The organism is Dactylosporangium sp. CS-047395 (assembly GCF_050942185.1).
Taxonomy (GTDB): Bacteria; Actinomycetota; Actinomycetes; order Mycobacteriales; family Micromonosporaceae; genus Dactylosporangium.
On record NZ_CP192015.1, the window covers coordinates 2,792,129 to 2,804,623 of the forward strand.

Consider the following 12,495-nt stretch of genomic DNA (forward strand, 5'->3'; position numbering starts at 1 on the left):
CGGCAGCGGTCAAGCTGAACTTAGTACCGCACGATGAGTGCGATGCGCCCGTCGCTCACCAGGCTGCCGTCGCCCACGAACGTCACCTCGCCGCCCTGGCGTGCCACGGACTCGACGATGTCGTCGACCGCGTCGTCGAGCAGCACACCGGGCGCATCGCTGTGCGGCTCCTGCTCCGGCGGGTGCAGGTGGTCGTCGTGCACCCAGCCGGGGCTGTGGTAGTGCTCCTCGACCAGCAGGTGCGCGCCCCGGCCCTGGTGGGCGAGGCTCCAGCACTCGGCCAGCCCGGCCGCGAAGCGGTTGGCCCCGCGCGCCGCGTCGAGCGACTCGAGCGCCGCCACCTGCTCCATCGCCGTGTACGCGGCCAGGCGCGGGGCCAGCAGCTCGTACACGTCGTGGGCGCCCGCGTGGTCGTAGTTGCCCAGCACCGTGCCGGCGAACGGGCGCGGCCACTCGGCGGCGAAGTAGGCGAGGTACCGGTCGACGCCGAGCACGAACACCGGCCGCGTGTCCAGCTTGTCGATCTCGGCCAGCGCGGTGGCGATGTCGCGGAAGAACTGGCGGTGCCGCTCGATCTCGTGCTTCGTCGGCTCCTGGCCGTAGTCGCGGGGCAGGCCCATGCCCTCGTGCGTGAACGGGAACCCGTGCGAGGTCACCTCGACGAGTTCGGGCCCGTCGCCGCTCCAGAGGCGGGTCGGCTGCTCGGAGAGGACGACCGCCCAGTACCGGTGCTTGCGGGCCGCGTCCGCGACGACGTCCCGCACCTCGTAGGTGTCCGCGACCACGACCCGCTCCTGGACGGGGGTGTCGAGGACCCGCACGTGTACTTGCCCGGGCGAGGCGAACACCGCCAGCCCGTCGCCGGTGTGCCGCAGGTCGACCTGCCCGGCGGCGGTCGCGATCTCGTCGTACACCTGGGAGGCGACCTCCCGCGGCACCGTCTCGTCGAGGTCCAGCCGGCGCCGGGCCTCGGCGAGCAGGTTCCGCAGGCGGATCGGGTCCTGCTGGTTGGCCGGTGCGGTGCGGTGCGTCGGCATGAGCAGCGAGACCGCCGGATACCCGGTCGGCTGCAGCGTGGCCAGGTCCTTGACCGTCATGCGACCACGCTGCCCCCGGCTCACGGTTTTATGTCCGCCGACCGGGACAGCTCCTCGGAGCTTCGGATGTCGGCCAGGTCCGCTTCGAGCCCCCGGGTGACGGCGTCGAAGGCCCCGTCGCCGAGCACCAGCCGGCGCGGCGGGTCGGTCCGGGCCATGGCCGCGATGACCGCCCGCGCCCCGCGCTGCGGGTCGCCGGGCTGGTTGCCGTCCGCGGCCACGAACGCGTCGCGCACCGCGGCGATCTGGTCGTGGTACGGCCCGTCCTCCACCGGCTGGTCCGCGAAGCCCGCGTAGGCCCGGGTCCGGAACGCGCCCGGCTCCACCGCGAGGACCCGGATGCCGAACGGCTCGACCTCGGGCCGCAGCGCCGCGGTGAGGCCCTCGACCGCGAACTTGGCCGCGCTGTAGTACCCGAAGCCCGGCGCCGCCTGCAGGCCCGCCACCGAGGAGATGTTGACGATCCAGCCGGAGCCGCGGCGGCGCATGCCGGGCAGCACCGCCCGGGTGACGGCGAGCAGACCGAAGAAGTTGAGTTCGAAGGTGTACCGCAGTGAGTCCTCGGGCGTGCCCTCGACCGACCCGAACCAGCCCCGGCCCGCGTTGTTCACGAGCACGTCGATGTCCCCGGCCGCGTCGACCGCGGCCTTGACCTGTTCCGGATCGGTTACGTCGAGCGGCAGGACCGTCATGCGGTCGTCGGCGAACGGCTTCCTGGCCGTGAGGACCACGCGGTCGCCGAGTTCGAGGGCCGCCTCGGCGAACGCCATGCCGAACCCGCCCGGAGATCCGCCGGTGATGAACCATGTGCGCATGTCACCACCGTGACCCCTCCCGCGGGGAGAGGGTCAACATGCACAGTGGGGGAGTGTTGAGCATCGGCGAGTTCGCGACCCTCACCCACCTGAGCGTTCGGACCCTGCGCCGCTACCACGAGGCCGGCCTGCTGGAGCCGGCCGTCGTCGACGAGCACACCGCCTATCGCCGGTACTCCGCCGAGCAGATCCCGGCCGCGCAGGTGATCCACCAGCTGCGGCAGCTCGACGTGCCCCTCGCCGAGGTGCGGGCGATCCTGGCCACGGCCGACCCGGACCGCCGCGCCGCACTGATCGCCGGCCACCTCGAACGCCTGCAGGAAACCCTGGATCGCACCCGGGCCGCGGTCGCCTCCCTGCGCCGCCTGCTGCGACCGGAGGACCCCGTGGTGACGGTCCGCTCGGTGCCGGCGCGGACGGTGGCCGCCATCACCGCGGTCGTCGCCTTGCCGGACGTCCTGTCCTGGTACGCCACGGCCATGACAGAACTCGATGCCTCGGTCGATGCCGGCCCGCCCGGCGGCCTGTACGCCAACGAGCTCTTCTCCGACGGCAAGGGTCAGATGACCGTGTACCGGCCGACGCCGGTCCCGATCGCCCGGGGCCGGGTCGAGCCCCTGGAGTTGCCCGCCGTGGACCTGGCCGTGGCCGTCCACGAGGGACCGCACGACGACATCGACGTGACCTACGGGCGGCTCGGCGCCTGGGTCGTCGACCACGCGCTGAAGGTCGACGGCCCGATCCACGAGACCTACCTCTGCGGCCCGCGCGACACCGCCGATCCGGCCGCCTGGCGCACCGAGATCGGCTGGCCGGTCTTCCGCCTCGCGTAACGCTTTGCGGGCACCGGAACGTGGTACGTGCCGGTCTCCAAAACATCACGCTCGCGGCGCTCAAACGGCCATCACCCTTCGGCATTACGACGAGCGTGAGTTCAGTCACCAGGCGTTGGCTGATCTTGCGTAGTGTGCAAGTTTGGCTGGGAGGCAGGCCTCCACTTCAGCGGAGCAACGCCACACGGGGAATCGAGGTGGTTGCGTGGAACGGAGCCAACCGGTCGGCTGGGCCAGGCACCGCGAGGCGGTGCAGACCCTCCGTGACTCGTACGCGGCGATCCCACCCGGCGACCGCGTACGCCTGGCCAAGAAGACCTCGAACCTGTTCCGGCCGCGGGACACCATGAGCCGCGGACTGGACGTCAGCGGGCTCGGCGGCGTGATCGCGGTCGACCCGCAGGCGCGCACCGCCGAGGTCCAGGGCATGTGCACGTACGAGGATCTCGTCGACGCCACCCTCCCGCACGGCCTGATGCCGCTCGTGGTGCCCCAGCTGCGCACGATCACGCTGGGCGGGGCGGTCACCGGGCTCGGCATCGAGGCGACCTCGTTCCGCCACGGGCTGCCGCACGAATCGGTGCTGGAGCTCGACATCCTCACCGGCACCGGCGAGGTCCTCACGGTGCGGCCCGACAACGAGCACGCCCAGCTGTTCGAGGCGTTCCCGAACTCCCTGGGCAGTCTCGGGTACGCCACCCGCCTCAAGATCGAGCTGATGCCGATCGCGGCCGGCGTCCGTACCGTCAACCTGCGCTTCGACCAGATCGACGAGCTCCTGGAGGTCGTCGGCGCGGTGATGGAGTCGGGACAGTACGACGGACGCCACGTCGACGTCATGGACGGTGTCGTGTTCCGGCCCGGCGAGTCCTATCTCGTCCTGGGCGAGTTCTCCGACGACGCCGGCGCCACCAGCGACTACACCGGCCAGGACATCTACTACCGGTCGCTGCGGGCCAAAGCGGGCGACCGCCTCTCGGCCTACGACTACCTCTGGCGCTGGGACACCGACTGGTTCTGGTGCTCCAGCGCGTTCGGCGCGCAGAACCCGCTCGTGCGCCGGGTCTGGCCGCGGCAGTACCGCCGCTCCGACGTGTACCACCGCATCGTGCGCCTCGAGAACCGCTACGGCGTGGCCGCCCGCATCGGCCGCTGGCGTGGCGAGCTCGACCGCGAGCGGGTGGTGCAGGACGTCGAGCTGCCCCTCGATCGCACGGGCGACTTCCTGCGGTGGTTCGCGCAGGAGGTACCGATGGCGCCGCTCTGGCTCTGCCCGCTGCGCCTGCGGGAGCGGGAGTGGCCGCTGTACCCCATGCACGCCGGACAGAAGTACGTGAACGTCGGTTTCTGGGGAACCGTGCCCATCGAACCGGGCCGCGCCGACGGCGACGTGAACCGCCTCATCGAGGACAAGGTCTTCGAGCTCGGCGGGCACAAGTCCCTCTACTCCGACGCCTATTACGACCGGGAGACCTTCGACCGGCTCTACGGCGGCCCCGCGTACCGCGCCGCCAAGGACCGCTACGACCCCGATCACCGATTGACCGACCTCTACGACAAGGTTGTGGGGCGCAGATGACCAGCACCTACCGTTCGACGAACACCCAAGGATCCGTACCCGGCCAGCCCCGCCGCCGGCCCCCCGTGCCCAAGGTCGCCGACATCGTCCGCGCCGTCACCGCGAGCGAGCCCAAGGTTCGCATCACGGCGTACGACGGCAGCGCGATCGGCCCGGCGGACGCCGCGATCACCCTGAACGTCGCCTCCGAGCGCGGCCTGTCCTATCTGCTGACCGCCCCCGGCGACCTCGGCATGGCCCGCGCCTACGTGACCGGCGACCTCGAGGTCGGCGGCGTGCACCCCGGCGACCCGTACGAGGCCCTGCGCCAGCTCGCCACCGGCCTGCAGCTGCGGATCCCCGCCGCCGGCGAGGCCCTGCGACTCGTCCGCGGGCTCGGCTGGGAGCGCCTGCGCCCGCCGCCGCCCCCGCCGCAGGAGTCGGTCCCGGCCTGGCGGCGCGCCCTGCACGGCCTGCGGCACGCCAAGAGCCGCGACGCCGAGGCGATCCACCACCACTACGACGTCTCGAACCGGTTCTACGAGATGGTGCTCGGCCCGTCGATGACGTACACCTGCGCGGTGTACCGCTCCGAGTCCGACTCGCTCGAGCAGGCCCAGGCCAACAAGTACGACCTGGTCGCCGGCAAGCTCGCGCTCAAGCCGGGCCAGCGCCTGCTCGACGTCGGCTGCGGCTGGGGCGGCATGGTGCGGCACGCGGCCCGGGAGTACGGCGTGCGCGCCCTCGGCGTCACGCTCTCCAAGGAGCAGGCCCAGTGGGCCCAGGCGGCGATCGAGCGCGAGGGTCTCGGGCACCTGGCCGAGGTCCGCTACCTCGACTACCGCGACGCGCCGCTCGAGCACTTCGACGCGGTCAGCTCGATCGGCCTCACCGAGCACATCGGCCTGCGTAACTACCCGAGCTACTTCCGCTCGCTGCGGGACCGGCTCAAGCCCGGCGGCCGCCTGCTCAACCACTGCATCACCCGCGCGCACAGCCGCACCAGCCGCAAGCCGGCCGCCTTCATCGACCGGTACGTCTTCCCGGACGGCGAGCTGGCCGCTCCCGGGCGCCTGGTCACCGAGATGCACGACGCCGCGTTCGAGGTGCAGCACGAGGAGAACCTGCGGCTGCATTACGCGCTCACGCTGGCCGGCTGGAACCGCAACCTGGTCGAGCACTGGGACGCCTGCGTGGACGAGGTCGGGCTGGGCACGGCGCGGGTCTGGGGCCTGTACATGGCCGGGTCGCGGCTCGCCTTCGAGCGCAACGAGATCCAGCTGCACCAGATCCTGGGCACCAAGACCACTCGCGAGGGGGTCAGCTCCTACCCGCTGCGGCCGGACTGGACCGCCTGATCCGTCATCGCCTTCCCGAAAAATCCGGACAAGCCAGCTTGTCCGGATTTTTCGCCAATATCGGCATTTAGCGCCCCCGATCACGGGCGGGTTCGTCCTGTTTTGCAGCTCGCGCGAAGCTCGTTTCCCGGCTCTCGGCTTTCTCCCAGGGAGAATCCAGTTTCGTGGCAGCCGCGGCGTGCAATCTGGACAACATGAGTGACCAGGTCCGCCCGTGGAGCAGCCCGGAGCCCGCCGATCAGCCCGGCTCCGCCTCGACGCCCGAGGAGCACGCCGCCCCGGCGTTCCCGGCCTCGGCCCCGCCGGCCGCCGCCTACCCGGCCTCGGCCCCGCCGGCCCACATGTTTCCGGCCTCGGCGCCGCCGGCCTCGGCCCCGCCCGTCCCGGTGAACGGTGCCGGCATCAACGGCGCCCCGCCGGCCCCGCCACACCCGCCGCAGCCGCCGCAGTTCGCGCCGCCCGGCGGCGTCACGGTGCCCCAGCCGGCGGTCCCGGCCCCGGGCGCGCCCAGCTCGCCCTGGAGCCGCCCCGGCTACCCGCCCGCCCCGGGCCAGCACACGACGCAGCAGCTGCCCGGCCAGGGCACGTTCGCCACGACGCCGATCTCCACCGGCGGCCCCTACTCCGGCGCGCCGTACGCCGGGGCCACCACGGGCGCGTTCCCGCAGGCCGGCCACCCGTACGGGCCGCCGCCGGGATACCCGCCCCAGCCCGCCTACGGCCAGCCGGGACAGCCCGGCCCGCAGCGCGGGGGGAGGGTCGGCCTGCTCATCGTCGCGGCCCTGGTCATCGCGCTCGTCTCGGCGTTCGGCGGCGGCCTGGTCGCCACCGCGGTCGCCGGTGACGACGACACGCCGGCCGCCGCGCCCAGGGCGGCCCAGAACCCGGCGCCCAACCTCGACCGGTCGAGCGTCGGCGGGGTCGCCGAGACCGTGCTCCCGAGCGTGGTCGACATCAGCACCGGCGAGGCCGAGGGCTCGGGCGTCATCATGACCGCCGACGGCCAGGTCATCACCAACAACCACGTGGTCGCCGGGGCCAAGCAGCTCCAGGTCACGTTCAGCACCGGCAAGACCGCCGCGGCCACCGTGGTCGGCACCGACCCGGCCGGCGACATCGCGGTGATCAAGATCCAGGGCGTCTCCAACCTGACCCCGGCCAAGTTCGGCGACAGCGACGACCTGCGCGTCGGCGACACCGTCCTGGCCGTCGGCTCCCCGCTGGGCCTGCAGGGCTCGGTGACGGCCGGCATCGTGAGCGCGCTGCACCGCACGATCTCCGGCGAGTCCGGCGGCAAGTCCATCGCGGACGCCATCCAGACCGACGCCGCCATCAACCCGGGCAACTCCGGCGGCGCGCTGGTCAACCTCCGGGGCGAGGTCGTCGGCATCAACACCGCGATCGCCACCGCGGGTGAGAACAGCGGCAACATCGGCGTCGGCTTCGCGATCTCCGCGAACCGGGCCCGGGCCGCAGCCGACCAGCTGGCCAAGGGCGGGAAGGTCAGCCACCCGTACCTCGGCGTGCAGCTCACCGACGGCACCGGCGGCGCCCTCATCGGCGGCGTGGTCGCGGGCGGCCCGGCCGACAAGGCGGGCCTGAAGACCGGCGACACGGTGACCAAGTTCGGCACCTCGACCGTGACCGACGCGACCAGCCTCATCAACGCGGTGCAGGCGAACAAGGCCGGCGACCAGGTCCCGGTCGTGGTCAACCGCAACGGCAGCACCCAGACGGTCACCGTCACCCTGGGCGAAGCCCCCTAGAACCGAGATTCCCCTCTCGCCGCAACGGCCCGCGCTCGCCACAGCGCGGGCCGTTGCGTGTGCTCAGCCGATGCTCACGAGAGCTCCGCGATCAGCCGCCGGAACACGTCGAAGGCCGGCTTCGGGGTGTAGTCCGAGCGGACCAGCCCGAACTGCGACATCGGCCGCGGCACGGTGCTGTTGCCGTCGCGCAGGGCGAAGTGCTCGTACGCCGCGATGTTCAGCGAGCCGGCGAGCGAGGCCACCGTCCGTACCACCTCCTCGACCACCTCCGCCTGCCGCTCCAGGGACCGCCCCGGCCCGGTGCCCCAGCCGTGCTCGGTGATGTGGATCGGCGTCGTCGCCGGCACCCCGGCCGCGGCCAGGCTCTGCTCCCGGAACCCGCGCAGCACGCCCTCGACCCCGCCGCGGATGTCGGCCAGGGGCCGGAACACGTCGGGGAAGAAGTCCAGGCCGGCGTAGTCGATCACCGGGCCGATCTCCTTGAGCGACGTCCAGAACTCCTGCGCCGGGTCGAAGATCGGCGTCGAGTTGCACCCGATCCCCACGTCCAGCCCGAGCCGGTCGGCCTCGGCCCGGGCCGCGAGCACACCCTCGACGATCGCGCGCCGTACCGCCGGAAAGCCCGCATCCCCGCCCGGCCCGTCGTGGTTCGCCTCCTCCGCGACCTGCAGCGTGGCCAGGCAGTCCCCGTGCGTGCGGAGCATGGTGCGCAGGAAGTCGATCCAGCCGGTCAGGTCGGCGCCCGGCTCGCGGAAGCACACGACCAGGTCGAGCTTGCGCCCGTTGACGGCGTGCTGCCACGGCCGGGGCGGGGCCTCTATGTGGCCGCCCTCGGCGTCGCTGTACTGCAGGTAACCCCGCACCACCCGCACGCCCAGCTCGTCGAGCAGCTCGGCCGTCGGCCCCGGATCCTCGGGCGGCCCGGGGATCACCGAGCCGTCGACGTCCGCACCGAGTCCGCCCGCGTAGATGCCGAATGTCATCGTCATGCCCCGACCGTAACCGAAATCTTGGTGTCACACCAAATTTGGTTTCACGCTAAGATTTGTGCCATGGCGCTCAGAGCGGAGAAGAAGGCGGCGACCCGCACGGCGATCTCGGACGCGGCCATGGGCCTGTTCCTGGCGCGCGGCTTCGACAAGGTCACCGTGGCCGAGGTCGGCGAGGTGGCCCGCGTCTCGGTGAACACCGTCTTCAACTACTTCGCGACCAAGGAGGACCTGTTCTTCGACCGCCAGGACGAGGTCGTCGGCCGCCTGGCCGGCGCGGTCCGCGACGCCCCCGACCCGGCCGCGGCCGCCCTCAAGCTGTTCGAGGAGGAGCTCGACCGCGGCGAGCCGACCCTCGGCCTGCACCCGGACTCGCCGCGGTTCTGGAAGGTGGTCGAGGACAGTCCCGCGCTGCAGGCCCGGGTCCGGCTCCTCGGTGAGCTGGCCGAGGAGGCCGTGGCCACGGCGCTGATGGCGGCCGGCCGCCCCGAGCCCGACGCCTGGTGGGCCGCGGCCGTCCTGGCCGGCATCGACCGCTCGCTGCACGCCCAGATCCGCCGCGATATCGGCAAAGGCCAACCGCCGGATGTCGTACGCCACGAGGTCCGCCGAACCGCCCGCCGCGCCTACACGGCGGCAGGCCGCGCCCTGTCATAGGCACCGGGCAGAATGGCGGCATGGATGACCAGCGCCAGTGCCGCCTCCGCGTGATCGGCGAGAACCTCGACCTGGCCGGCTCTCCGGCCGCCCTCACCGCGCTCGCCCAGCTCCTGCGCGAGGCCGGCCCGAGCGTGGAGATCCCGATCCGCAACGGCGCCGTGATGCAGGAGCGCGGCGACGGCGGCCTGGTGATCGAGCTGCGCCCCGCCCCGACCCTCTACCTGCGCGGCGACGAGGGTGCGCTCAAGGAGGTCTGGGCCGCCCTGGACGCCGTCGCCGCCGCGATCCCGGAGCCCGGCAAGCCCGACCCGCACCGCCACGTCGAACCGGCCGGCAGCAAAGCCCTCGTGATCACAGCCCTGGCCGAGGAGAACTAACGTCGCTCGCCCACGGCGGCGAGCGTTGCGTAGGAAGCGGGGTCGTCGGGCGGCGTGTCCGGGCGCCATTCGGCGCTGAAGACCAGGCCCGGCGGAACCAGGTCCCAGCCGTCCAGCAGTGCGGCGAGTTCGTCGCGGTCGCGCAGCACCATCGGGGTGCCGGTGCGGGTGTACAGGTCGGCCAGCTCGCCCACGTCGCCGGTCGCGTGCGAGGCGGCGAGCAGGCTGCCCGGGGCGAGCGCGTCGTGGTACGCGCGAAGGGCCGCCCGCAGCTCCGGCGTGTCCGGGACGAAGTGGAGCATCGCCACCAGCAGCAGGCAGATCGGGCGGGCGAAGTCGAGCAGGGCCTTCACCTGCGGGTCGCCCAGGATCGCGCCGGCCTCGTGCAGGTCGGCCTGGACGACGGCGGTGTGCGGGTCGCCGTCGAGGATCTGCCGGGCGTGCACGACGGCCGTGGGATCGATGTCGACGTACACCACCCGCGCCTGCGGGTCGAGCGCCCGTGCCACCTCGTGCACGTTGCCCTCGGTCGGGATGCCCGAGCCGATGTCCAGGAACTGCCGGACCCCGCGCTCGACCGCGAAACGCACCGCCCGGTGCAGGAAGGCCCGGTTCGCCCGCGCGATGCGGGGGATCGCCGGCACCATCGCCACCGCCCGCTCGGCCACCGCCCGGTCGACCGCGAAGTTGTGCCGGCCGCCGAGGTAGTGGTCGTACATGCGGGCCACACTCGGGCGGTTCGGGTCGACGCTCACGTGTCATATAGTTCCGATATGTCCGAAGTTTCAAACGTAAAGTCACGACAGTTCTACTCTTGGTAACGTGCGGTGGACGGACGGACTGGCCGAGCGCCTACTCGAGGTGGCCCCCGACGCCCTGATCATCGCCGGGCAGGACGGCCGGATCGCCCTGGCCAACGCGGCCGCCCGCGCCCTCTTCGGCCGTGACGACCTCGGCGGCCGCACCGTCGACGTGCTGGTGCCGGCCGACGGGCCCTCGATGGTGCCGCGGATGGCCGCCTACCTGCAGGGCGAGCACCCGCCCAGCCGCACCGGCCAGCCACTGACCATGCTGCGCGGCGACGGCTCGCAGTTCCTGGCCGACATCACGCTGTCGGTCGTGCCGGACGCGGACGGCCGGCTGCTCGTGGCGACCATCCGCGACCCCGTCGGCGACGGCTTCGACCCGGCCCAGTCGCTGCTCGCCTCGATCGTGCAGTCCTCGCACGACGCGATCGTCACCACCGACCTGGACGGGCTGGTGCTGTCCTGGAACCCCGGCGCCGAGCGGCTCTACGGGTTCGCGGCCGGCGAGATGGTGGGCCGGCCCAAGGACGTGATCATCCCGCCGGACCGGCGCGCGGACGAGGCCGAGATCCGCGCGATCGTCGCGGCGGGCGGGCGGGTCGATCGCTACCGGACGGTACGACAGCGCCGAGACGGCACCCCGTTGACCGTGTCGATGCTGGTCTCGCCGCTCACCGGCCCCGACGGCCGGACGGTCGGGGTCACCACGATCACCCGCGACATGAGCGAGCGGGAGCGCGCCGAGGCCCAGATGCAGGCGGTGCTCGACGCCGCGCCCGACCCGCTGATCGGGATCGGGGCGGACGAGCGGGTCGTGCTCGTCAACGCCTCCGCCGAGGGCCTCTTCGGCATCCCCCGCTTCGACATGATCGGCATGCCGGTCCGGCTGCTGGTGCCGGGCGGGGCCGACACCGCGCCGGGGCACTCGGGCGTGGCGCTGCGCCGCGACGGCACCGAGGTCCCGGTCGACATCACGCTGAACACGCTGCAGGGCGACGACGGCGTGATCACACTGGCCAGCGTGCGGGACATCACCGAGCAGCGGCGGCTGCGCGAGGAGGCCGAGCGGCAGAAGGACGAGGTCCGCCAGCAGCGCACCCAGCGCCTGGAGAGCCTCGGCCAGCTCGCCGGCGGCATCGCCCACGACTTCAACAACCTGCTCGCGGTGATCCTCAACTACGCCGAGTTCATCGTCGAGGACGGCGCCGACACCCCGTTCGCCATCGACGCCGAGCAGATCCTGCGCGCCGGGCGGCGCGGCAGCGAGCTCACCCACCAACTGCTCGCGTTCGCGCGGCGCGAGGTGGTCCGGCCCAAGCCGCTCGACGTCAACCACGTCATCGGCGAGGTCCAGCAGATGCTGACCCGCTCGATCGGCGAGCACATCGGCCTGGCCACGACGCTCGCCGACAAGCTGCCGACCGTGGTCGCCGACCCCGGGCAGCTGGAGCAGGTGCTGGTGAACCTCGCGGTGAACGCCCGCGACGCGATGCCGGCCGGCGGCGACCTGACCATCGACACCGGACTGGTCCAGGTCGACGAGGGGCACACGGCGGTGCGGGAGGGGCTCGCGCCCGGGCCGTACGTGCGGATCCGCGTCTCCGACACCGGCACCGGCATGCCCCGCGAGGTGATCGAGCAGGCCTTCGAGCCGTTCTTCACCACCAAGCCCAGCGGCGAGGGGACCGGGCTGGGCCTGGCCACCGTGTACGGGATCGTGGTCCAGGCCGGCGGCACGGTCCAGATCTACTCGGAGCCCGGCGTCGGCACCACGATCACGATCCTGCTCCCCGCCAGCGACGCCGAGGTGGTGCCCGACGCGGCCGCCCGCCCGGCCCGCCCGCCCGGCCGCGGCCAGACCGTGCTGGTGGCCGAGGACGAGCCCGCCCTGCGCGAGGTCACCACCCGGATCCTGCGCCGCGGCGGCTACACGGTGCTCTCGGCCAGCGACGGGGTCGCCGCGCTGCAGCTCGCCTCCGAGCACGGCGGCCCGATCGACCTGCTGCTCACCGACGTCGTGATGCCCGGCATGCTCGGCCGCGTGCTGGCCGACCGGGTCACCCGGCTGCGGCCCCGGATGCGCATCCTGTTCATGTCCGGCTACGCGCAACCGGTGCTGACCAGCAACGGCATCCTCGATCCGGGCGTACACCTGCTGGAAAAGCCCTTCACCGGGACCGATCTGCTCAACGCGGTGGCCGACCAGCTCGCCGTGCGGTTGTGAAAATGGACG

The 12,495-nt window shown here is 72.6% G+C and carries 11 protein-coding genes; 7 read left to right on the plus strand and 4 right to left on the minus strand.

The window, feature by feature from the left end; translation table 11 throughout:
• Nucleotides 1–20: 20 nt before the first annotated feature.
• Nucleotides 21–1,097, minus strand: coding sequence for a hypothetical protein (locus tag ACQP00_RS13030; RefSeq protein ID WP_433218639.1), 1,077 nt, complete (start codon nt 1,095–1,097; stop codon nt 21–23).
• A gap of 20 nt (nt 1,098–1,117) precedes the next feature.
• Nucleotides 1,118–1,912 (minus strand): SDR family NAD(P)-dependent oxidoreductase, encoded by a 795-nt coding sequence (locus tag ACQP00_RS13035; RefSeq protein WP_433218641.1) that lies wholly within the window; start codon nt 1,910–1,912, stop codon nt 1,118–1,120.
• A gap of 53 nt (nt 1,913–1,965) precedes the next feature.
• Here ACQP00_RS13035 and ACQP00_RS13040 point away from each other — a divergent pair, with 53 nt between their 5' ends.
• From ACQP00_RS13040 to ACQP00_RS13055, 4 genes are all read left to right on the plus strand, one after another.
• Entirely contained in the window at nt 1,966–2,745 is a 780-nt protein-coding gene (locus tag ACQP00_RS13040) for a MerR family transcriptional regulator (protein ID WP_433218643.1), read from the plus strand.
• Nucleotides 2,746–2,950: 205 nt separating this feature from the next.
• Nucleotides 2,951–4,324 (plus strand): FAD-binding oxidoreductase, encoded by a 1,374-nt coding sequence (locus ACQP00_RS13045; RefSeq protein WP_433218645.1) that lies wholly within the window; start codon nt 2,951–2,953, stop codon nt 4,322–4,324.
• A complete protein-coding gene (locus ACQP00_RS13050) occupies nt 4,321–5,661 on the plus strand; it encodes a class I SAM-dependent methyltransferase (RefSeq protein WP_433218647.1) in 1,341 nt (446 codons plus the stop codon). The genes ACQP00_RS13045 and ACQP00_RS13050 overlap by 4 nt, the downstream gene beginning before the upstream one ends.
• A 194-nt stretch (nt 5,662–5,855) precedes the next feature.
• Nucleotides 5,856–7,427 (plus strand): S1C family serine protease, encoded by a 1,572-nt coding sequence (locus ACQP00_RS13055; RefSeq protein ID WP_433218649.1) that lies wholly within the window; start codon nt 5,856–5,858, stop codon nt 7,425–7,427.
• A 74-nt stretch (nt 7,428–7,501) separates the two neighbouring features.
• Here the strand turns inward: ACQP00_RS13055 and ACQP00_RS13060 are convergent, their stop codons facing one another.
• Nucleotides 7,502–8,419 carry a hypothetical protein gene (locus ACQP00_RS13060; protein WP_433218651.1) on the minus strand — a complete coding sequence of 306 codons (918 nt, stop codon included), beginning with the start codon at nt 8,417–8,419 and terminating at the stop codon, nt 7,502–7,504.
• A gap of 63 nt (nt 8,420–8,482) precedes the next feature.
• On the opposite strand from ACQP00_RS13060, the gene ACQP00_RS13065 reads away from it, so the two are divergent.
• Complete coding sequence (locus tag ACQP00_RS13065; RefSeq protein ID WP_433218653.1) at nt 8,483–9,076, plus strand: TetR/AcrR family transcriptional regulator; 594 nt, start codon at nt 8,483–8,485, stop codon at nt 9,074–9,076.
• 20 nt (nt 9,077–9,096) lie between these two features.
• Nucleotides 9,097–9,456 (plus strand): hypothetical protein, encoded by a 360-nt coding sequence (locus tag ACQP00_RS13070; RefSeq protein WP_433218655.1) that lies wholly within the window; start codon nt 9,097–9,099, stop codon nt 9,454–9,456.
• Here the strand turns inward: ACQP00_RS13070 and ACQP00_RS13075 are convergent.
• Nucleotides 9,453–10,211 (minus strand): SAM-dependent methyltransferase, encoded by a 759-nt coding sequence (locus ACQP00_RS13075; RefSeq protein ID WP_433218657.1) that lies wholly within the window; start codon nt 10,209–10,211, stop codon nt 9,453–9,455. The genes ACQP00_RS13070 and ACQP00_RS13075 overlap by 4 nt on opposite strands.
• A 67-nt stretch (nt 10,212–10,278) precedes the next feature.
• Between ACQP00_RS13075 and ACQP00_RS13080 the strand changes: the two genes are divergently transcribed.
• Nucleotides 10,279–12,486 carry a PAS domain S-box protein gene (locus tag ACQP00_RS13080; protein ID WP_433218659.1) on the plus strand — a complete coding sequence of 736 codons (2,208 nt, stop codon included), beginning with the start codon at nt 10,279–10,281 and terminating at the stop codon, nt 12,484–12,486.
• Nucleotides 12,487–12,495 lie beyond the last annotated feature (9 nt).